This window comes from Streptomyces sp. AF1A (genome assembly GCF_047340315.1).
Classification (GTDB): domain Bacteria; phylum Actinomycetota; class Actinomycetes; order Streptomycetales; family Streptomycetaceae; genus Streptomyces.
Window position 1 is genome coordinate 1 of sequence record NZ_JBLEBI010000079.1, and the last position, 20,140, is coordinate 20,140.

Here is a 20,140-nt window from a genome sequence, read left to right on the forward strand (position 1 = left end):
GGACGACCCCGGCGGCACGGACATCCCGGGCCGCAGCGGCACCCGGACCCCGCGGCCGGGCCGCGCGGGAGCCCCGGCACCCGGTGACACAGGGACTGCGGACGCAGCGCACACCCCGGACGACCACCACGGAACCGACACCTCTACCGCCGCGCCGCGGCCCGACGGTCCGCAGACCCCGCCTCCGAGCGGCACGGACGACGCCCCCCACCACGATCACGGGTCCTACGCCCCGCGGCCCGGCGGTGCGAGCGGTCCCGGGCATGGTGCGACGGATGCCCCGGAGCGCGGTGCCGGTCCGGAGCACCACTTCGACCCCTCCGGGCATCGCAGCCTCGCCCACTCCGGGATCGCCAAGGGAGAGCCGCCGCAGCCGCGTCCCAAGGAGCCCGGAGGCGGCATCCTCATGGGCCGCCCCTTCGGCGTACCGGTCTACGTGGCACCCAGCTGGTTCCTGGTCGCCGCGCTGATCACCTGGGTCTTCGGCGGACAGCTCGACCGCGTGCTGCCCGAGCTCGGCGCCGCCCGCTACCTGGTCTCCCTGTTCTTCGCGGTCGCCTTCTACGCCTCCGTACTCGTCCACGAGCTGGCCCACACGGTCGCCGCGATCCGCTTCAAACTCCCGGTCCGCCGCATCCAGCTGCAGTTCTTCGGCGGAGTCTCCGAGATCGAGAAGGAGGCCGAGAGCCCGGGCCGCGAGTTCGTCCTCGCCTTCGTCGGACCGCTGCTCTCCCTCGTCCTCGCCGGCGTGTTCTACCTCGCCATGAAACCCGTCCAGCCCGGCACCGTCCCCGGCGTCCTGCTGGCCGGCCTCATGGTCTCCAACCTCATCGTGGCGATCTTCAACCTGCTGCCCGGCCTGCCCCTCGACGGCGGCCGCATGCTCCGCGCCGTCGTCTGGAAGATCACCGGCAGGCCCATGAGCGGCACCGTCGCCGCCGCCTGGGTCGGCCGCGCCCTGGCCGTCTCCGTCCTGATCGGCCTGCCGCTGCTCAACTCCTCCGGCGCCCTCGGCGGCCGCGGCCAGGACACGGGCGGCATGGACACCGTCACCGACGCCCTGCTCGCCGCCATCCTCGCCGCGATCATCTGGACCGGCGCAGGCAACAGCCTGCGCATGGCCCGGCTGCGCGAACACCTCCCCGAACTGCGCGCCCGCACCCTCACTCGGCGGGCCGTCCCCGTCCAGACCGACACCCCCCTCTCCGAGGCCCTGCGCCGCGCCAACGCCGCCGGCGCCCGCGCCCTCGTCGTCGTCGACGCCCACGGCAACCCGCTGTCCCTGGTGCGCGAGTCCGCCATCGTCGGCGTACCCGAGCACCGCCGCCCCTGGGTCGCCGTCAGCGGCCTCGCCCAGGAGCTCACCGAGGGCATGCGCGTCTCCGCCGAGCTGGCCGGGGAGGAACTCCTGGACACACTCCGGGCCACCCCGGCCACCGAGTACCTCGTCGTCGAGGAGAGCGGCGAGATCTACGGCGTCCTGTCGGCCGCAGACGTGGAACGCGCCTTCGTCAAGGCGATGGCACGGCCCGCCTAGCGTCCGCGCCGCGCACCGCGACCCCCACCACCCTGCGCGGACCGTGCCCCCGCAGGGAACCGGTAGGCTGTTCACATGTCCGAACCGACCGGTGCCGCCCGCAGGCGCGGGCCCTTCAAGGTCGGGGACCAGGTACAGCTGACCGACCCCAAGGGCCGCCACTACACGTTCACGCTCGAGGCCGGGAAGAACTTCCACACCCACAAGGGTTCCTTCCCGCACGACGAACTGATCGGTGCTCCCGAGGGCAGCGTTGTCCGCACCACCGGCAACGTGGCCTACCTCGCGCTGCGCCCCCTGCTCCCCGACTACGTCCTGTCCATGCCCCGCGGGGCAGCCGTCGTCTACCCCAAGGACGCGGGGCAGATCCTCGCCTTCGCCGACATCTTCCCCGGCGCACGCGTCGTGGAGGCCGGCGTCGGCTCCGGCTCGCTCAGCAGCTTCCTGCTGCGCGCCATCGGCGACCAGGGCATGCTGCACTCCTACGAGCGCCGCGAGGACTTCGCCGACATCGCCCGGCAGAACGTCGAGCGCTACTTCGGCGGTCCGCACCCCGCCTGGCAGCTCACCGTCGGCGACCTCCAGGACAACCTCTCCGACACCGACGTCGACCGCGTCATCCTCGACATGCTCGCGCCCTGGGAGTGCCTGGAAACCGTCTCCAAGGCGCTCGTGCCCGGCGGCATCCTGTGCTGCTACGTGGCCACCACCACCCAGCTCGCCCGGACCGTCGAGTCCATCCGCGAGATCGGCTGCTTCAACGAGCCGACCGCCTGGGAGACGATGATCCGCAACTGGCACATCGAAGGCCTGGCCGTCCGCCCGGACCACCGGATGATCGGCCACACCGGCTTCCTGCTCACCGCCCGCCGCCTCGCCGACGGCGTCGAACCGCCCATGCGCCGACGCCGCCCCGCCAAGGGCGCCTACGGCGAGGACTACGCCGGCCCCAACGCCGACGGCGGCACCGGCCGCTGACCGGCCACGTCCCGCAACCGAACAACGCAAGGGCGCCGTGCCCCAGTTCCCGAACCACCCGGGGAACTCGGGCACGGCGCCCGATCGTTGACAGCAGCTCGACCGGCGCGGCCCGCCGGCACCGAAGCCGGCCGCCCCAATCCCGCACCCCGCCGTTCCCCCGCACTGTGACGTGTGGCACCATGCTGGCCACCCCACCGGCACAGCCCTCACAGGAGACACTCCTAGTGCAGCAATCCGCCGTTCCGGAGCTCGCCCACACCCACACCCGGCCGATCCACTGGGTCGCCACCGCCACCGCCGTGGCAGGCGTGGTGGCGCTCACCTCCCTCGTGCAACCCGGATCGGCCACGGCCGCCCAGCCGGCCCACGGCACGGAGGCGAAAACCGCGCCCGCGGCCGCCGCGCCCCCCAGCACCACCGGCGTCGCCTTCCCGCTGCAGTGCGGACCCGTGAAGGCGATCGTCGCCAAGAAGGCCACCGGAGACCTCGACGGCGACGGCAGACCGGAAACCGTCGCCGTCGTGCACTGCGACTCCGCCATGGGCACCCCGCCCGACGCGGTCTACGTCCTCACCGGCTCCGCGAACGGCGGCCCAGCGCGCGTGGTCGCCACGCTCGTCGACCCCAAGGACCGGCTCACCGTCACCGACTTCGCCGTGCGCGACGGAGCCGTCTCCGCCACCCTCCTCGGCTACTCCTCCGACGACGTGCCCAGTTGCTGCCCCGACGTGAAGACCCCGGCCACATGGCGATGGAACGGCAGCGCCTTCCTCCGCTCCACGCGGACCGGGGCCCACAGCGTCTGAAAACCGCGGCTCACCCCGCGTCCGGCCCGTACACCTCGACCCTGTCCACCACCCGGCGCACGTGAATGCACTCGCCGGGACACTCCTTCGCCGAGTCCACCACGTCCGCGAGCAAGGGCAGCGGCACCGGCGCCGTCGCCCCCCTGTCCTGAAGCAGCTCGTCGTCCGCGCCCTTCACATAGGCCAGCCCGTCGATGTCCAGCTCGAACACCTCGGGGGCGTACTGGGCGCAGATGCCGTCGCCGGTACACAGATCCTGGTCGATCCAGACCTCCAGCGCCTCGCCGCCCGGGGCCTCCTGCTGCACGGTCACCTCTCCTGCCGTCGATGCGCCGGGAGGCCCGGCCGGCAGGCGCCAGCCCGGTCCGTCCCAGCGGCCGTTGAACACCCCCGACCCTACCTCCGCCCCCGTTCCCGCCCGGTTCGGCCACCTCCGGGTTTCCACCCCGGCAGGCCCGGGTACGAGCGCCCGACCAGGGACAAGGACCCCCCGCAGCAGGGGCGGTCACTTCCGGCCGGGCCCGCGGGTGACACCGCCCGCCCACACCGTCGCTCTGCGTGATGACCGCGGCAGCGCCCCGCGGGCTGCCCATCTACGGGCCGATCCGGCCGGAACGGACAACTCCGGCCGCTTCTGCAGGGTTTTGACCACGCCATGCGCGGAACAAGCTGCTTCCGCATTACGTTGAGTGGGTATTCCCTCCGTGCGAGGGAGAGCGCACCGGGTGACCGACGACACACCTTGACAGTCTTTGTGATCTAGGGGTTTCAATCGACACCCACCCAGGTAGGGTCTGGAAGCGTCCAGCTCCCCTTGGAGGAGGTGAGGACCGTGGCAGCCCACGACGACGACATGAACCGCGGCATCCGCCCGGGACGCGGGTCCGACGACCCGGCCGGGCAGATCGCCTACCTTGAGCAGGAGATCGCCGTCCTGCGACGCAAGCTCGCCGACTCTCCGCGACACACGAGGATTCTCGAGGAGCGGATCGTCGAGCTGCAGACCAACCTGGCCGGCGTGTCCGCCCAGAACGAACGACTGGCCAACACCCTCCGCGAGGCCCGCGACCAGATCGTGGCCCTCAAGGAAGAGGTCGACCGGCTCGCCCAGCCGCCGGCCGGCTTCGGTGTCTTCCTGCAGGCGAACGAGGACGGCACCGCCGACATCTTCACCGGCGGCCGCAAGCTCCGGGTGAACGTCAGCCCCAGCGTCGAGCTCGACGAGCTCCGGCGCGGCCAGGAGGTCATGCTCAACGAGGCGCTCAACGTGGTCGAGGCCATGGAATTCGAGCGCGTCGGCGACATCGTCACCCTCAAGGAGATCCTCGAGGACGGCGAACGCGCCCTCGTCCTCGGACACACCGACGAGGAACGAGTCGTACGCCTCGCCGAGCCGCTCCTGGACGTCACCATCCGCCCCGGCGACGCCCTCCTGCTCGAACCCCGCTCCGGCTACGTCTACGAGGTCGTGCCCAAGAGCGAGGTCGAGGAACTGGTCCTCGAAGAGGTCCCGGACATCGGCTACGAAGCCATCGGCGGCCTCGGCAACCAGATCGAGGCCATCCGCGACGCGGTCGAGCTGCCCTACCTCTACCCCGACCTCTTCAAGGAGCACGAGCTGCGTCCGCCCAAGGGCGTCCTGCTCTACGGCCCGCCCGGCTGCGGCAAGACACTCATCGCCAAGGCCGTCGCGAACTCGCTCGCCAAGAAGGTCGCCGAGGTCACCGGCCAGGCCGCCGGCAAGAGCTTCTTCCTCAACATCAAGGGACCCGAGCTCCTCAACAAGTACGTCGGCGAGACCGAGCGCCAGATCCGCCTCGTCTTCCAGCGCGCCCGCGAGAAGGCCAGCGAGGGCACCCCCGTCATCGTCTTCTTCGACGAGATGGAGTCCCTCTTCCGCACCCGCGGCTCCGGCGTCAGCTCCGACGTCGAGAACACCATCGTCCCCCAGCTCCTCGCCGAGATCGACGGCGTCGAAGGCCTGCAGAACGTGGTCGTCATCGGCGCCTCCAACCGCGAGGACATGATCGACCCCGCCATCCTGCGCCCCGGCCGGCTCGACGTGAAGATCAAGATCGAGCGTCCCGACGCCGAGGCGGCCAAGGACATCTTCGGCAAGTACCTCACGGAACGTCTCCCGCTGCACGCCGACGACCTCGCGGAACACGGCGGCGACAAGGGCGCCACGGTCCAGGGCATGATCCAGACCGCGGTCGAGCACATGTACGCCGAAACCGAGGAGAACCGCTTCCTGGAGGTCACCTACGCCAACGGCGACAAGGAAGTCCTCTACTTCAAGGACTTCAACTCCGGCGCCATGATCGAGAACATCGTGGGCCGCGCCAAGAAGATGGCGATCAAGGACTTCCTCGAGAAGAACCAGAAGGGCCTCCGCGTCTCCCACCTCCTCCAGGCCTGCGTGGACGAGTTCAAGGAGAACGAGGACCTGCCCAACACCACCAACCCGGACGACTGGGCCCGCATCTCCGGAAAGAAGGGCGAACGGATCGTCTACATCCGCACCCTCATCACCGGAAAGCAGGGCGCGGACACCGGACGCTCCATCGACACGGTGGCGAACACCGGTCAGTACCTGTAAAGGCAGGGCGGCTGCGGGTGCCCTTCACCGGGGTACCCGCAGCCGACTGTTTTTCCGGCCACGACCGGAGCAGCCAATGACGCAAATGATCTCCCCACCAGCGCAAAGGCGTTCTAGGCTCTTTCCTACCGCCGAGTCGCGCAGTGCGGGGACGGGCACCGCACACGCACCGGAGCGCCAGCGGGACGCGAGCGGCGCCCACGACCGAGGGTGCCGCCGGGCAAGGAGGGCCGCATGACCGTACGGCGAGTAATGGGCATCGAGACGGAGTACGGGATCTCCGTCCCCGGCCACCCCAACGCCAATGCCATGCTCACCTCGTCCCAGATCGTCAACGCCTACGCGGCGGCGATGCACCGGGCCCGCCGGGCCCGCTGGGACTTCGAGGAAGAGAACCCGCTGCGCGACGCGCGAGGCTTCGACCTCGCCCGGGAGGCCGCCGACGCCAGCCAGCTCACCGACGAGGACATCGGCCTCGCCAACGTGATCCTGACCAACGGGGCCCGCCTCTACGTCGACCACGCCCACCCCGAATACAGCGCCCCCGAGGTCACCAACCCCCGCGACGCCGTCCTGTGGGACAAGGCCGGCGAACGCATCATGGCCGAGGCCGCCGAACGGGCCGCACAGCTCCCCGGCGCCCAGCCCATCCACCTCTACAAGAACAACACCGACAACAAGGGCGCCAGCTACGGCACGCACGAGAACTACCTGATGAAGCGGGAGACCCCCTTCTCGGACATCGTGCGCCACCTCACCCCGTTCTTCGTCTCCCGCCAGGTCTTCGCCGGCGCAGGCCGCGTCGGCATCGGCCAGGACGGCCACGAACACGGCTTCCAGCTCAGCCAGCGCGCGGACTACTTCGAGGTCGAGGTCGGCCTGGAGACCACCCTCAAGCGCCCCATCATCAACACCCGGGACGAACCCCACGCGGACGCCGAGAAGTACCGCCGCCTGCACGTGATCATCGGGGACGCCAACCTGTCGGAGATCTCCACCTACCTCAAGCTGGGCACGACCTCCCTGGTCCTGGCCATGATCGAGGACGGCTTCATCGCGGTGGACCTCGCGGTCGACCAGCCCGTGCGCACCCTCCACCAGGTCTCCCACGACCCGTCGCTCAAGCGCCTGGTCACCCTGCGCAGCGGCCGCACCCTGACCGCCGTGCAGCTCCAGATGGAGTACTACGAGCTCTCCCGCAAATACGTCGAGGAGCGCTACGGCGCCGACGCCGACGACCAGACCAAGGACGTCCTCACCCGCTGGGAGGACACCCTCACCCGGCTCGAGAACGACCCCATGAGCCTCGCCGGCGAACTCGACTGGGTCGCCAAGCGCGAGCTCATGGAGGGCTACCGCCGCCGCGACGGCCTCGACTGGGACGCCGCCCGGCTGCACCTCGTCGACCTCCAGTACGCCGACGTACGCCCCGAGAAGGGCCTGTACAACCGCCTGGCGGCCCGCGGGCGGATGAAGCGCCTCCTGGACGAGTCCGAGGTCGACAGGGCCCGCAGGAAGCCGCCGGAGGACACGCGCGCCTACTTCCGCGGCCGCTGCCTGGAGCAGTACGCCGACGACGTCGCGGCCGCCTCCTGGGACTCGGTCATCTTCGACCTCCCCGGGCGCGACTCCCTCCAGCGCGTCCCAACCCTGGAACCGCTACGCGGAACGCGAAATCACGTCAAGGAGCTGCTGGACCGCTGCCGCACCGCGGAAGACCTGGTCAGGGTCCTGTCCGGCGGCTGAGCGCGATCAAAGGCGGCCTCGGCGGGTACGCGTACCGCCCCGGGCGGCAGGGTGGAAATCCCCCCGCCCGGGAATCATCGAGATGGCCCCCGCACGTTGAGGAAACTGCGGGGCCGATGTCGGACCCGGCCGATAGGGTCTGATCATCACCGATCGGCAGGCGAACTGAGCGGGGTGAGGGTTATGGCAACCAAGGACACCGGCGGCGGTCAGCAGAAGGCGACGCGCTCCACCGAGGAGGTCGAGGAGCAGGCGCAGGACGCGCAGGCCTCGGAGGACCTCAAGGAGCGGCACGAGAAGCTGAGCGACGACGTGGACTCCGTCCTGGACGAGATCGACGACGTCCTCGAGGAGAACGCCGAGGATTTCGTTCGGAGCTTCGTACAAAAGGGCGGAGAGTAAAGGCGATTTGGTCACTTCGCCTTCGAAGTGAAGGTAGCGGGGGAGTTAGGTGGCTGAGGAGCCAAACGCCAAGGAGTGCCGGAAGTGCGGGCGGGATCTGCCTCTCTCGGCTTTCGCGCGGGACAGGAATCGGCGTGACGGCCTCCAGGTGTACTGCCGGGAGTGTGTGGCGGAGTACAGCGCCGCGCACTACCGGCGCCGCCGGGAGGCCGTGGGGAAGACGGTCCGGGAGAGGGTGGACGTTCCGGAGGGGCACAAGCTCTGCCGGGCGTGCGGCCAGGTCAAGCCGCACAGCGAGTGGCATCGCAAGCACAGCGCGCCGGACGGCCTGGCCAGTCGCTGCAGGGAGTGTCGTGCGGTTCAGCTGCGCCGGGATCACCTCAAGCGCAAGTACGGCCTCACCGAGGCCGAGCGTGACCTGTTGATTGCCTCTCAAGGAGGCGTCTGCTGTATATGCCTGGCTGCTCTGCCCGCACATGTGGATCACTGCCATGAGACGGGTAGGGTCCGTGGCGTACTGTGCTTCAGCTGCAACGCTGCACTGGGGCAGTTCAAGGATCAGCCCGAGGTCATAAGGCGGGCTGCTGCATACGTGGAAGGAAACGCGTGGAAGCCAACACTCGTAGCACCGGGCGTCTACCAGCTGCCTTCCTGACGCCAGGATCCTCTTCCTTCATGGACTTCCTCGCCGAGCACCAGCCCGAGCTGCTGCCCGGCAACCGGCAGCTTCCGCCCACCCAGGGCGTGATCGAGGCGCCGCACGGGACGACCATCGTGGCCGCGACGTTCCCGGGCGGGGTCGTGCTCGCCGGTGACCGCCGGGCCACGATGGGGAACGTGATCGCCCAGCGGGACATCGAGAAGGTGTTCCCGGCGGACGAGTACTCGGCGGTCGGCATCGCCGGCACCGCGGGTCTCGCCGTGGAGATGGTCAAGCTCTTCCAGCTGGAGCTGGAGCACTTCGAGAAGGTCGAGGGCGCCCAGCTGTCCCTGGAGGGCAAGGCCAACCGGTTGTCGACCATGATCCGTTCCAACCTCGGCATGGCCATGCAGGGCCTGGCCGTGGTGCCCCTGTTCGCCGGGTACGACCTGGACCGCGAGAAGGGGCGGATCTTCTCCTACGACGTGACGGGCGGCCGTTCCGAGGAGCACAACTTCGCGGCGACGGGCTCCGGCTCGATCTTCGCGCGCGGTGCGATGAAGAAGCTGTTCCGTGACGACCTGAGCGAGGAGCAGGCCACCACGCTGGTGGTGCAGGCCCTCTATGACGCGGCAGACGACGACTCGGCGACCGGTGGTCCCGATGTCGCCCGCCGGATCTACCCGATCGTCACCGTGATCACCGAGGACGGCTTCCGCCGGCTCACCGAGGACGAGTCCTCCGAGATCGCCCGCTCGGTGCTCCAGCGGCGCCTGGAGGAGCCGGACGGCCCGAAGGCCGCCCTGCTCTGAGCGCGGGCCCGGTTCTTATCAAGGTGATCCAGTGACCATGACAGAAAGGGACGGATAACCGGTGTCGACGCCGTTCTATGTCTCACCCCAGCAGGCCATGGCCGACCGGGCGGAGTACGCCCGCAAGGGCATCGCCCGTGGCCGCAGCCTGGTGGTCATGCAGTACGCCGACGGCATCGTGTTCGTCGGGGAGAACCCGTCCCGCGCGCTGCACAAGTTCAGCGAGATCTACGACCGGATCGGCTTCGCGGCCGCCGGCAAGTACAACGAGTACGAGAACCTGCGCATCGGCGGTGTCCGCTACGCCGACCTGCGCGGTTACACCTACGACCGGGGCGACGTGACCGCGCGCGGGCTGGCGAACGTGTACGCCCAGACGCTGGGCACGATCTTCTCCTCCGCGGCCGAGAAGCCGTACGAGGTGGAGCTGGTGGTGGCCGAGGTGGGGGAGACCCCGGAGGGCGACCAGATCTACCGGCTGCCGCACGACGGGTCCATCGTGGACGAGCACGGCTCGGTCGCGGTGGGCGGCAACGCCGAGCAGATCAGCAGTTTCCTGGACCAGCGTCACCGTGACGGCATGAGCCTGGCGGAGGCCCTGAAGCTGGCCGTGCAGGCCCTGTCCCGGGACACCAACGGCAGCGAGCGGGAGATTCCCGCGGAGCGCCTGGAGGTGGCGGTGCTGGACCGCACGCGGCCGCAGAAGCGCAAGTTCAAGCGCATCGTCGGTCGTCAGCTGGTGCGTCTGCTGCAGGGTGACGGCGTGGACGTGTCGAAGGAGCCGGGCGACTCCGACGAGGAGTGATCCGTGCTCGTCCGTGCCCCGGTCGGTGGTCCCGGCCGGGGCACCGGTGTTTTCCGGGGGCGTCAGGGGGCCGCAGGCGGGGCGGTGGAGCCCCGGACCACCAGGTCGACGGGGATGTCGCCGCCCTGCGGCCGGCGGCCCTCCAGGACGGCCAGCAGGGCTCGCATGCCGCGTTCGCCGAAGAGTTCGGCGTCGAGTCGTACGGTGGTCAGCTCGGGGTCGATGGCGGTGGCCAGGCCGAGGTCGTCGACGCCGGTCACGGAGACGTCGTGCGGGATGCGCAGGCCGAGGCGGCGCAGGGCCTTGTAGGCGCCGGCGGCGAGCTTGTCGTCGTCGCAGACGACGGCCGTGGGCCGGGGTCCGGGGGCGGTGAGGGCGGCCTCGGTGGCGGTGAGCGCGCCGTCGATGGAGAGGGGCGCGCGGGCGGTGCGCAGGCTGGTGCCCGGTACGGCCGCGAGGCGTGCGGCGAGTTCGCGGGCGCGGACGTCGAAGGTCCAGGAGGGGATGTCGGCGGCGAGGTGCAGCACGCGGCGGTGGCCGAGGCCGAGGAGGTGGTCGGCGACCTGGCGCATGCCGCCGGCGATGTCGAGGTTGACGGTGGCGGCGCCGAGGCTGCCTTCGGGGTCGCTGTCGAGCATGACGAGGGGCAGCTGGTCGCCGCGGATGGCGGTGAGGGCGTCGGCGGCCATGGAGGAGGCGATGACGCCGTCGAGGGCGGCCTGTGCGGAGGCGAAGGGGTCGGGGATGGGGGCGGCCCGCGAGGGCCTTCCTTCGGGGGTGGTGGGCGACGGGCGGGCAGGGCCGATGCCTTCGGGGGAGGGGTAGAGGACGACGCCGAAGCCGTGTTCGGCGGCCACGCGGGCGGCGCCGGTGTAGACGCCGGCGAAGAACTCGGTCGTGAGGGCGGGTACGACGAGCAGGACGGTGCGGGTGCGGCCGAGGCGCAGGTTGCGGGCGGCGAGGTTGGGCCGGTAGCCGAGTTCGCGGGCGGCCCGGCGGACGCGTTCGGCGGTGGTCTCGGAGACCCGGCCGCGCCATTTGTCGCCGAGCACGAGCGAGACGGCGGCCTGGGAGACTCCGGCGGCGTGGGCGACGTCCCGGCTGGTCGGGCGCGTGCTGCTGGGTGGCACCGGGGGCGTGCTCCTCTGCTCGGGGTCGTTCACCTGGACGTGTGAACTGCGCTCATGCTACGTATGGGAGTCGGGGTTATACGTAAAACTTCGGGTCGTCGCGGCGCCCCGGCCGACTCGGTGGAGGTCAGGACATGGCCACGGGATACCTGGAGATACTCCGGGCGCGGCACGCGTTCCGGCTGCTCACCGGCACGCTGGTCGGGCGGCTGCCCAATGCGACCGCGGCGATCGCCCTGGTGCTGTTCGTCCGCGCCGAGGGCGGCGGCTACGGCCTGGCGGGCGCGCTGGCGGCCGTGTACGGCGTGGCGAACGCGGTCGGTCAGCCCGTGCTGGGCCGGCTGGTGGACCTGCACGGCCAGCCGCGGGTCCAGCTGCCCGCGGCCCTGCTGTCGGCCCTGGCGATGGCCGTCTTCGCCTTCTGCGGCACCGACCCGCTGCCGCTCGCCTATGCGGCCGTCGGGGCGGCCGGTCTCTTCACGCCGCCCCTGGAGGGCGGGCTGCGGGCCCTGTGGCCGTCGGTGCTGGGCCGCCAGGAGCAGGTGCACACCGCGTACGCCATGGACGCGGTGGCGCAGGAGGTCATGTTCACCGTCGGGCCGCTGCTGGTGACCCTGTGCGTCTGGGTGTGGGACGAGCGTGCGGCCCTGCTGGTGCTGAACCTGCTGGGCGTGCTGGGCGCGCTGTCGGTGGCCGTCGCGCCGCCTTCGCGGGCCTGGCGGTCTGCGCCGCGCGAGGCCCACTGGCTGGGGGCGCTGCGCTCGCCCGGTCTGCTGGCGCTGCTGGGGGCCTTCCTGTTCGTGGGGATCGCGCTGGGCTCCATCACGGTGGCCTCGGTGTCGTACGCGGACGGTCACGGCGGTGACGTGGTGTACGGGTGGCTGATGGCCGGGCTGGGGCTGGGTGCGCTCGTCGGCGGCTCGGTGTACGGAGCGCGGCGGTGGTCCGGTGTGCCCGAGCGGCGACTGCGCGTGCTGGTGGCTCTTCTGGCGGTGTGTTATCTGCCGCTGATGCTGCGGCCGGGGGCGGTGGCGATGGTGGCGCTGTCGGTGGTGTCCGGGGTGTTCCTGGCGCCGTGCATCGCGTGTGCGTTCGTCCTGGTGGACCGGCACGCGCCGGGCGGGACGGTCACCGAGGCGTTCTCCTGGCTGGTGACGACGTTCACGGTGGGTGCGTCGGTCGGAACGGGGGTGGCCGGGCCGGTGGTCGAGGCCGGTGGCACGCTGTGGGGTTTCGCGGTGCCGGGCGCGGCGGGGGCCGTGTCGCTGCTGGTCCTGGGCGCCACCGGACGGGTCCTCGCAGCTCCCGCATGGGGCGGGGTCGTTGCGGCTTCATCGGAAAATGATCCAAATCGTGCTGCCGAACCCCGTTTCAGCTCGGGGGATCGGGCGTAATGTTCAGTCATGGACCGCCGCATTTTCGGGCTGGAGAACGAGTACGGCGTCACGTGCACGTTCAGGGGACAGCGCCGCCTGTCGCCTGACGAGGTGGCGCGGTACCTCTTCCGCCGTGTCGTGTCATGGGGCCGCAGCAGCAATGTCTTTCTGCGAAACGGCGCCCGGCTCTATCTCGACGTGGGCTCACATCCGGAATACGCGACACCCGAGTGTGACAATGTGATCGAACTGGTCACCCACGACAAGGCCGGCGAGCGCATTCTCGAAGGACTCCTGGTGGACGCGGAACGACGCCTGCACGAGGAGGGAATCGCGGGCGACGTCTACCTCTTCAAGAACAACACCGATTCGGCGGGAAACTCCTACGGCTGCCACGAGAACTATCTGGTGGCCCGGCACGGCGAGTTCTCCCGGCTCGCGGACATCCTCATCCCGTTCCTGGTCACCCGGCAGCTGCTGTGCGGTGCGGGCAAGGTGCTGCAGACGCCGCGCGGTGCCGTGTACTGCGTGAGCCAGCGCGCCGAGCACATCTGGGAGGGCGTGTCGTCGGCGACGACCCGGTCCCGGCCGATCATCAACACACGCGACGAACCGCACGCGGACGCGGAGCGTTACCGCCGGCTGCACGTCATCGTGGGCGATTCGAACATGTCCGAGACGACGATGCTGCTGAAGGTGGGCGCGACCGACCTGGTGCTGCGCATGATCGAGGCGGGCACGGTGATGCGGGACCTCACGCTGGAGAACCCGATCCGGGCGATCCGCGAGGTCAGCCACGACATCACGGGCCGGCGCAAGGTGCGCCTGGCCAGCGGCCGGGAGGCGTCCGCGCTGGAGGTGCAGCGCGAGTACTTCGACAAGGCCGTGGACTTCTGCGACCGCCGCGGCATCCGCACCGGCACGGTCGCGCAGGTCCTGGAGCTGTGGGGCCGGACCCTGGACGCGATCGAGACCGAGGAGCTGGACCGGATCGCGACCGAGATCGACTGGGTGATGAAGTACCAGCTCATCGAGCGGTACCGGGCGAAGCACAACATGACCATGTCGCATCCGCGGGTCGCCCAGATAGATCTCGCCTACCACGACATCCACCGCCGTCGTGGCCTGTACTACCTGCTGGAGAAGAAGGGCCAAGCCGCCCGGGTCTGCAACGACTTGAAGATTTTCGAGGGCAAGTCGGTTCCGCCGCAGACCACTCGGGCGCGGCTGCGCGGCGACTTCATCCGGCGGGCACAGGAACAGCGCAGGGACTTCACGGTCGACTGGGTGCATCTGAAGCTCAACGACCAGGCACAGCGCACTGTGTTGTGCAAGGACCCGTTCCGTTCGGTGGACGACCGGGTCGAGAAGCTGATCGCCGGAATGTGACCGGCATCGGGTGAGCCGGGCGTTTTCCCGGTGCATCACCGGAACGCCACACGGGCGCCGTACGTTTTCCGTACGGCGCCCTGCCGAGGCCGTAGAGTTGCGCGCACGCATCCGCAAGATCGACCGATTACGAGGCTGTTCCGTGCGCCGACGTTCACTCCTCCTCGCCGCAGTACCCGCAGGACTGGTCACGCTCGCCGGCTGCGGCGGCGGCAAGTCCGACTCCAGCAAGGCGAGCGCCTCGCCGTCGCCGTCGGTGTCCAGCGTGCCGCCGCCCAAGATCGTGGACGGGCCGCTGCCGGCGATCACGGCGGGCACGAAGTTCGGCGAGAAGCCGACCGTGGCCAAGGGGCAGGGGGAGCCGTCGAAGGACCTCGCGGTGAAGACGGTGATCGCGGGCGGCGGCCGTGCGGTCGCGGAGAACGACTTCATCCAGGCGAACTACCTGGGCCAGATCTGGAACACCGCGAAGGTGTTCGACAACTCCTACGACCGCAAGAGCCCGCTGGTCATGCAGCTCGCGCAGGGCAGCATCATCGACGGCTGGCGGTATGCGCTGGTGGGCAAGAAGGTCGGCAGCCGCGTGCAGATCGCCGTGCCGCCCACGTGGGGCTACGGCAAGGCGGGGCAGCCGCAGGCGGGCATCAAGGGCACCGACACGCTGGTGTTCGTCATCGACCTGGTCGACGTCTTCAACTCCAAGAGCTCGGCGAAGGGCACCGAGGTGCCGCAGACCGACGCGGCCCTGCCGAAGGTCGCCACCAACACGGACGGCAACGTCCCGAAGGTCACCGTCCCCAAGACCAGTCCGCCGACGAAGCTGGTGTCGGTCTACGTCCTGGAGGGCGACGGCCCCGAGGTCGGGGCAAACCAGGCGGTCCTGTGCCAGTTCCAGGGGCTGGTCTGGGACAGCGGCAAGACGTTTCAGCAGACCTATGGCTCGGGGCGGCTCAGCCAGTTCTCGCTGCAGCAGATGCAGGAGGCGGTCAAGGGCCTGGCGCAGGGCCTGACCAGCAAGAAGGTGGGCAGCCGGGTGCTGATCGTGGTGCCGCCGGACCTCGGCTACGGCGACACGCCGCCGGGCGGCGGGGTCATCAAGAAGGGCTCCACCCTGGTGTTCACGGTGGACATCCTCGCGGCGATGTAGCGCGGGGCGCCCGTGGCGGGCGTGCGGGCTGCGGGGATGAAAGACTGTCGGCGTTTCGTGTCGTACACCAGCAGGAGCTTTTGACGTGAGCATCGAGAAGCCCGAGATCGACTTCCCGGGCGGCGAGCCCCCGGCGGACCTCGAGATCAAGGACATCTGGGAGGGCGACGGGGCGGTGGCGCAGGCGGGTCAGACCGTCACCGTCCACTATGTGGGTGTCGCCTTCAGCACCGGCGAGGAGTTCGACGCCAGCTGGAACCGTGGCACCCCGTTCCGCTTCCCGCTGGGTGCGGGCCGGGTCATCAAGGGCTGGGACCAGGGCGTGCAGGGCATGAAGGTCGGCGGCCGCCGCCAGCTGACCATTCCGGCCCACCTCGCCTACGGCAACCAGAGCCCGACCCCGGCGATCAAGCCCGGCGAGACGCTGATCTTCGTGGTGGACCTGCTCGGGGTCTGAGCGCGCCCGAGCCACCGGCCGGGTCCGACCGGATCCGATCACCTGGGGCCCATGCCTGTTCGGGCATGGGCCCTCGGCTTTTGTCACCGCGCCCCGGAGCGGTACGGTCATCGGTCGGAAGCACCATAGGGAAGGCGAAGGGCGTCGATGGCCATTGCCAAGGCCGAGCGGCTGATGAACCTGGCGCTGTGCCTGCTGGGGACACGGCGGCCGCTCAGCAAGCGCGAGCTGCGCGAGTCCGTCGAGGCCTACCTCGAAGCCGGGTCCGACGACTCCTTCAACCGGATGTTCGAGCGGGACAAGGACGACCTGCGCGAACTGGGCCTGGTCATCGAGACCGTGGAGAACCTCGACGGCGAGGTCGGCTATCTCGCCCGCCGCGGCAGCAACCGCCTGCCGCCCATCACCCTCGACGCCGAGGAGGCCGCCGCCCTCGGGCTGGCCGCGAAGGTCTGGCAGCAGGCCCGCCTCGCCGGCGCCGCCAGCGGCGCCCTGCAGAAGCTGCGTGCCGCGGGGCTCCCCGAGGACGTCGACCCCTACGAGGCGCACGGCGCGCTGGAACCGCGCATCCCGGTGCACGAGGCCGCCTTCGAGCCGCTGATGCTGGCCTGCCGCGACCGCCGCCCGGTCGTCTTCGACTACCGCAAGGCCTCCGCCGCCCACCCCGAGCCCCGGCACGTCGAGCCCTGGGCGCTGGAGTGCTGGCGCGGCCACTGGTATCTCGCCGGCTGGGACCGGGACCGGGGGGCGGAGCGCGTCTTCCGGCTGTCCCGGATCACCGGGAAGGTCCGCTCGCGCGGCACCGGCTTCACCGCGCCCGTGCCCGACGTCGTCACCGTGCGCGAGACCGTCGCGAGCTGGGCGGGCGAGATCGCCGACCGCTCGGCGCTGATCCGGTTGCGCTCCGGCGCCGGCTACCCCCTGCGCGCGAAGGCCACCAAGGTCTGCGAACGCGGCGACGGCTGGGACGAGTTGGAGATTCCGTACGGGCACGGCCTGGACGCCTGGCTGGTGGAGTTCGGGCCGGACGTGGTGGTCCTGGAGCCGGCCGAGCTGCGGGCCGACGTGGTGGACCGGCTGCGCGCCGTGGCCAAGGGCTGAGGGGGAGCAGGACTGTGGCAGGCAAACCGGTCAGGCCCGTGAACGCCATCGACCAGACCCGGCGGATGCTCTCCCTGGTGACCTACCTGCGGGAGCGCCCCGGCGCCCGGGTCGCGGACGTGGCCCGCGCCTTCGGCATCACCGAGGACGAGCTGGTCGGCGACCTCGACGTGCTGCCCATGTGCGGCACCAGCTTCCGCGGCGGAGACCTGCTGGACATCGACACCGACGGCGAGCGCATCTGGTGGCACAACCCGGCCGCGCTCGGCGAGGAGGCCGCCGAGCCGCTCCGGCTCGCCGCCGACGAGGCCACCGCGCTGCTGGTGGCCGCCCGCGCGGTCGCCACGCTGCCCGGCCTGCGCGAGGGCGACCGGCAGGCCCTGCTGCGCGCCACCGCCAAGGTGGAGGCGGCGGCGGGCGAGGCCGCGGGCGCCAGCTCCCGGCTCTCGGTGACCTTCGAGTCCGAGGGCGGCGTCTTCGCCGACGTCGACCGGGCCATCTCCGAGCGCCGCCGGCTGTGGATCCGGTACTACTCCCCGGCCCGGGACGAGGTCACCGAACGCGAGATCGACCCCATCCGCCTGGTCAGCGTCGGCCACACCTACGTGGAGGCCTGGTGCCGCCGCTCCGAGGCCCGGCGCACCTTCCGGCTCGACCGGGTCGCCGAGATCAGGGTCCTCGACGAGCCGTCCGCGCCGCCCGAGGTGGAACTGCGCGACCTGTCCGAGGGCCTGGTCCAGCCGGCCGCCGAGGACCCCGAGGTCGTGGTCGAGGTCGGCCCGGGTGGCCGCTGGGTCGCCGAGTACTACCCGCACGACAGCGCCGATGAGCTTCCCGACGGCGGGCTGCGTATCACTCTGCGGACCCCCGATCCGGCCTCCCTGCGCAGGCTGGCGCTGCGGCTCGGCCGGGACGGCCGGATCGTCTCCCCGCCCGAGCTGGCCGACAGCGCCCGCCGGGCGGCCCGCGAGGCTCTGGCGGCCTACGACGGCCCGCCGGGCGCGGTGCCCGGGGCGGCCGGCGGGCCGGGGCTGGGGCAGGACGAGAGGCAGGAGCGAGCGCTTTGAACGACTCTCCGGTGCCGGGTGCGGGCGAGATGACGGTGGCCGCCGCCTTCGCGGGGATGAGAAGAGTGGCCCCCGTGGTGTTCAAGGCCGGCTGCCCGGACTGCCGTGGCCGCGTCGAGCTGGCCGCGAGCGCGCTGCGCCTCGCCATCGGGGCCAGCAGCCGGACGACGTTCTACTCCTTCACCTGCCCCGAGTGCGGCGCCGCCGTCCGCAAGCCGGCCGGGGAGCGCATCGTGGAGCTGCTGACCGGCGGGGGGGTCAGGACCCTGCGCCTGCACTCCACCGCGTAGGCCGCTGCCGTACCGGCCTCGGGACGGTCTAGGCTCGTCGCCATGTTCTGGCCGATGTTCGCGGTAGCCATGGGGTTCCTGGGTCTCGCCGTCCTGGGGGTGCTCGCCGTCCGGGTGTTCCTGGAGGCGCGGCGCCTCGGGCAGCAGGTCGCGGACTCCGCGCGCCGTATCAACCGGGCCGCCGAGGACCTGGAGCGGGCTGCCGTGAGCGCGTCCCGCGCGGTGGACGCGCTGTGATGTCGCCCCGAGTCATGCGCTTTGGGTCACTTCGCCCTGTCACCTTCCCGGTCCGGCCAGGTACGCTGCTGGTCGCGGCCCGAAAAATACGAGGCGCGGTCCGCGGAGCGGGAGTACGCACAGGGATTGTCCACCGTTCATCCCCGGGCGTTACGATCGCTGCCAGCACGATGGTCAGACAACTGTCCGACCGGTCGGACGTGACCTGCCGCCCCGCCTCAGTGAGAAGGTGAAGACTTATGTTCCGTGGCGCACTTGAGCCGTGGCACCTGGTGCTGTTGATTCTCGTGATCGTCCTCGTGTTCGGCTCCAAGAAGCTTCCGGACATGGCGCGTTCGCTCGGCAAGTCCGCTCGCATCCTGAAGAGCGAGGCCAAGGCGATGAAGGAAGAGGGCAAGCAGGCCTACAACTCCGCAGAGCCCGCCGAGGAGCAGGCTCCGGCTCAGCGCACGATCCAGGCCGCGCCCGGCGACGTGACCAGCTCCCGGCCGGTCCACGAGCCGACGGACACGACCCAGCGCTGACGTGAGGACCGGGGAATCCGGTCCGCTGCACGAGATGAGGATGTGGGTTGCTCAAGTCTGCCCGCAACAAGGAGAGGGATCCCGAGGGGCGGATGCCGCTCGGGGAACATCTGCGTGAGCTGCGCAACCGGCTCGCCAAGGGTGTTCTGGCGATCCTCGTCGTCACGATCGTGGCGGCCTTCTTCTACCAGGACATCATCAACTTCGTCACCAAGCCGGTGCTCGACTCGGTCGGCTGCTCCCAGTCCCTCGGGCAGCTGGCCAAGACCAAGGACGCCCACTGCGCGCACATCACGATCAGCGGCCTGCTGGCGCCCTTCACCCTGGCACTGAAGGTCGCCTTGACGGCGGGCATCGTCCTGGCGTCACCGGTGTGGCTGTACCAGCTGTGGGCGTTCGTCGCGCCGGGCCTGCACCGGCACGAGAAGAAGTACGCCTACAGCTTCGTCGGCTGCGGCGTCCCCCTCTTTCTCGGTGGCGGCTACCTGGCCTACCACGTGCTGCCCACGACGGCGAGGGTGATGATCGACCTCTCGCCGAACGGCACCGAGAACCTGCTGCCGGCGGACGACCTGGTCGACCTGGTCACCCGCATGATCGTCGTCTTCGGACTCGCCTTCGAGATGCCGTTGCTGCTGGCCATGCTCAATCTCACCGGCATCCTGTCGGGTCGGCGGATGCTCGGCTGGTGGCGGGGCATGATCGTCGGCATCGCCGCCTTCGCGGCCGCGGCCACCCCGAGCCCCGACCCGGGCACGATGCTCGCGCTGGCGGCGCCGATCTGGGCGCTGTTCTTCATCGCCGTCGGCTTCTCGCTCCTCAACGACCGGCGCCGGGCGCGCCGCGACGCGGAGGGACCCGCTGACGACGAGGCCTCCCAGCTGGACCTCACCCCCGAGGACATCGGCGAGGCCGAGCCCGTCGCGGCCAGCCGGGCGCTGCCCGAGCAGGCGGGCGCGGACGGGATCAACGGCTACGACGACGTGACCTGAGCCGGCCCCCCGCATCGCATCGCCGTACCGCGCACGAACGCCCCCGCCCGGCCGGGCGGGGGCATCCGTCTTTTCCGGGTCCCTGTCGATCAGCCCACGTTC

At 70.6% G+C, this 20,140-nt stretch carries 21 protein-coding genes; 19 read left to right on the top strand and 2 right to left on the bottom strand.

The window, feature by feature from the left end; genetic code table 11:
* Positions 1-22 precede the first annotated feature (22 nt).
* The 3 genes from ACLU3S_RS21050 to ACLU3S_RS21060 all read left to right on the top strand — a co-directional run bounded on the left by ACLU3S_RS21050 (position 23) and on the right by ACLU3S_RS21060 (position 3,324).
* On the top strand, positions 23-1,537 hold the full coding sequence (locus ACLU3S_RS21050) for a site-2 protease family protein (protein WP_413953484.1): 1,515 nt from the start codon (positions 23-25) through the stop codon (positions 1,535-1,537).
* 75 nt (positions 1,538-1,612) lie between these two features.
* Positions 1,613-2,515, top strand: a complete 903-nt coding sequence (locus tag ACLU3S_RS21055; RefSeq protein WP_413953461.1) for a tRNA (adenine-N1)-methyltransferase — start codon at positions 1,613-1,615, stop codon at positions 2,513-2,515.
* A gap of 227 nt (positions 2,516-2,742) precedes the next feature.
* Positions 2,743-3,324, top strand: coding sequence for a hypothetical protein (locus tag ACLU3S_RS21060; protein ID WP_413953462.1), 582 nt, complete (start codon positions 2,743-2,745; stop codon positions 3,322-3,324).
* A gap of 10 nt (positions 3,325-3,334) precedes the next feature.
* Here the strand turns inward: ACLU3S_RS21060 and ACLU3S_RS21065 are convergent, their stop codons facing one another.
* Complete coding sequence (locus tag ACLU3S_RS21065; protein WP_413953463.1) at positions 3,335-3,637, bottom strand: ferredoxin; 303 nt, start codon at positions 3,635-3,637, stop codon at positions 3,335-3,337.
* Positions 3,638-4,156: 519 nt separating this feature from the next.
* On the opposite strand from ACLU3S_RS21065, the gene arc reads away from it, so the two are divergent.
* From arc to prcA, 6 genes are all read left to right on the top strand, one after another.
* Positions 4,157-5,923, top strand: a complete 1,767-nt coding sequence (arc, locus tag ACLU3S_RS21070; protein ID WP_413953464.1) for a proteasome ATPase — start codon at positions 4,157-4,159, stop codon at positions 5,921-5,923.
* Between the two features lie 234 nt (positions 5,924-6,157).
* Positions 6,158-7,669 (top strand): depupylase/deamidase Dop, encoded by a 1,512-nt coding sequence (gene dop / locus ACLU3S_RS21075; protein WP_413953465.1) that lies wholly within the window; start codon positions 6,158-6,160, stop codon positions 7,667-7,669.
* 183 nt (positions 7,670-7,852) lie between these two features.
* Positions 7,853-8,071, top strand: a complete 219-nt coding sequence (locus ACLU3S_RS21080) for a ubiquitin-like protein Pup (RefSeq protein ID WP_020939002.1) — start codon at positions 7,853-7,855, stop codon at positions 8,069-8,071.
* 49 nt (positions 8,072-8,120) lie between these two features.
* Positions 8,121-8,726 (top strand): endonuclease VII domain-containing protein, encoded by a 606-nt coding sequence (locus ACLU3S_RS21085; RefSeq protein WP_413953466.1) that lies wholly within the window; start codon positions 8,121-8,123, stop codon positions 8,724-8,726.
* Positions 8,678-9,523: a proteasome subunit beta gene (gene prcB / locus ACLU3S_RS21090; protein ID WP_413953467.1), complete on the top strand. Its 846-nt coding sequence runs from the start codon at positions 8,678-8,680 to the stop codon at positions 9,521-9,523. Before ACLU3S_RS21085 ends, prcB begins: the two co-directional genes overlap by 49 nt.
* Before the next feature lie 61 nt (positions 9,524-9,584).
* Entirely contained in the window at positions 9,585-10,328 is a 744-nt protein-coding gene (gene prcA / locus ACLU3S_RS21095; protein ID WP_413953468.1) for a proteasome subunit alpha, read from the top strand.
* A gap of 62 nt (positions 10,329-10,390) precedes the next feature.
* On the opposite strand, the gene ACLU3S_RS21100 is transcribed toward prcA, so the two are convergent.
* Positions 10,391-11,458 carry a LacI family DNA-binding transcriptional regulator gene (locus ACLU3S_RS21100; RefSeq protein ID WP_413953469.1) on the bottom strand — a complete coding sequence of 356 codons (1,068 nt, stop codon included), beginning with the start codon at positions 11,456-11,458 and terminating at the stop codon, positions 10,391-10,393.
* Between the two features lie 134 nt (positions 11,459-11,592).
* Here ACLU3S_RS21100 and ACLU3S_RS21105 point away from each other — a divergent pair, with 134 nt between their 5' ends.
* The 10 genes from ACLU3S_RS21105 to tatC all read left to right on the top strand — a co-directional run bounded on the left by ACLU3S_RS21105 (position 11,593) and on the right by tatC (position 20,038).
* Positions 11,593-12,852: an MFS transporter gene (locus tag ACLU3S_RS21105; RefSeq protein ID WP_413953470.1), complete on the top strand. Its 1,260-nt coding sequence runs from the start codon at positions 11,593-11,595 to the stop codon at positions 12,850-12,852.
* 9 nt (positions 12,853-12,861) lie between these two features.
* Positions 12,862-14,223 carry a Pup--protein ligase gene (gene pafA, locus ACLU3S_RS21110; protein ID WP_413953471.1) on the top strand — a complete coding sequence of 454 codons (1,362 nt, stop codon included), beginning with the start codon at positions 12,862-12,864 and terminating at the stop codon, positions 14,221-14,223.
* A gap of 142 nt (positions 14,224-14,365) precedes the next feature.
* Positions 14,366-15,370, top strand: coding sequence for an FKBP-type peptidyl-prolyl cis-trans isomerase (locus ACLU3S_RS21115; RefSeq protein ID WP_413953472.1), 1,005 nt, complete (start codon positions 14,366-14,368; stop codon positions 15,368-15,370).
* Between the two features lie 85 nt (positions 15,371-15,455).
* Entirely contained in the window at positions 15,456-15,827 is a 372-nt protein-coding gene (locus ACLU3S_RS21120) for an FKBP-type peptidyl-prolyl cis-trans isomerase (protein WP_367324365.1), read from the top strand.
* A 147-nt stretch (positions 15,828-15,974) separates the two neighbouring features.
* Positions 15,975-16,928, top strand: a complete 954-nt coding sequence (locus ACLU3S_RS21125; protein ID WP_413953473.1) for a helix-turn-helix transcriptional regulator — start codon at positions 15,975-15,977, stop codon at positions 16,926-16,928.
* Positions 16,929-16,942: 14 nt separating this feature from the next.
* Positions 16,943-17,995: a helix-turn-helix transcriptional regulator gene (locus ACLU3S_RS21130; RefSeq protein ID WP_413953474.1), complete on the top strand. Its 1,053-nt coding sequence runs from the start codon at positions 16,943-16,945 to the stop codon at positions 17,993-17,995.
* 29 nt (positions 17,996-18,024) lie between these two features.
* Positions 18,025-18,285: a hypothetical protein gene (locus ACLU3S_RS21135; protein WP_413953485.1), complete on the top strand. Its 261-nt coding sequence runs from the start codon at positions 18,025-18,027 to the stop codon at positions 18,283-18,285.
* A gap of 42 nt (positions 18,286-18,327) precedes the next feature.
* Positions 18,328-18,522 (top strand): hypothetical protein, encoded by a 195-nt coding sequence (locus ACLU3S_RS21140; protein WP_413953475.1) that lies wholly within the window; start codon positions 18,328-18,330, stop codon positions 18,520-18,522.
* A gap of 239 nt (positions 18,523-18,761) precedes the next feature.
* Positions 18,762-19,046 carry a Sec-independent protein translocase subunit TatA gene (gene tatA, locus ACLU3S_RS21145; protein ID WP_413953476.1) on the top strand — a complete coding sequence of 95 codons (285 nt, stop codon included), beginning with the start codon at positions 18,762-18,764 and terminating at the stop codon, positions 19,044-19,046.
* A 47-nt stretch (positions 19,047-19,093) separates the two neighbouring features.
* The gene (gene tatC / locus ACLU3S_RS21150) at positions 19,094-20,038 is read left to right on the top strand and encodes a twin-arginine translocase subunit TatC (protein WP_413953477.1); all 945 of its coding nucleotides are present in this window, start codon (positions 19,094-19,096) and stop codon (positions 20,036-20,038) included.
* The last annotated feature ends 102 nt before the right edge of the window (positions 20,039-20,140 follow it).

Coding starts and splice junctions, on each gene's coding strand:
- dop (WP_413953465.1), top strand. CDS start 6,158: ATGACCGTACGGCGAGTAATGGGCATCGAGACGGAGTACGGGATCTCC.
- ACLU3S_RS21140 (WP_413953475.1), top strand. CDS start 18,328: ATGTTCTGGCCGATGTTCGCGGTAGCCATGGGGTTCCTGGGTCTCGCC.
- ACLU3S_RS21080 (WP_020939002.1), top strand. CDS start 7,853: ATGGCAACCAAGGACACCGGCGGCGGTCAGCAGAAGGCGACGCGCTCC.
- ACLU3S_RS21055 (WP_413953461.1), top strand. CDS start 1,613: ATGTCCGAACCGACCGGTGCCGCCCGCAGGCGCGGGCCCTTCAAGGTC.
- ACLU3S_RS21135 (WP_413953485.1), top strand. CDS start 18,025: ATGACGGTGGCCGCCGCCTTCGCGGGGATGAGAAGAGTGGCCCCCGTG.
- tatA (WP_413953476.1), top strand. CDS start 18,762: ATGTTCCGTGGCGCACTTGAGCCGTGGCACCTGGTGCTGTTGATTCTC.
- ACLU3S_RS21125 (WP_413953473.1), top strand. CDS start 15,975: ATGGCCATTGCCAAGGCCGAGCGGCTGATGAACCTGGCGCTGTGCCTG.
- pafA (WP_413953471.1), top strand. CDS start 12,862: ATGGACCGCCGCATTTTCGGGCTGGAGAACGAGTACGGCGTCACGTGC.
- ACLU3S_RS21105 (WP_413953470.1), top strand. CDS start 11,593: ATGGCCACGGGATACCTGGAGATACTCCGGGCGCGGCACGCGTTCCGG.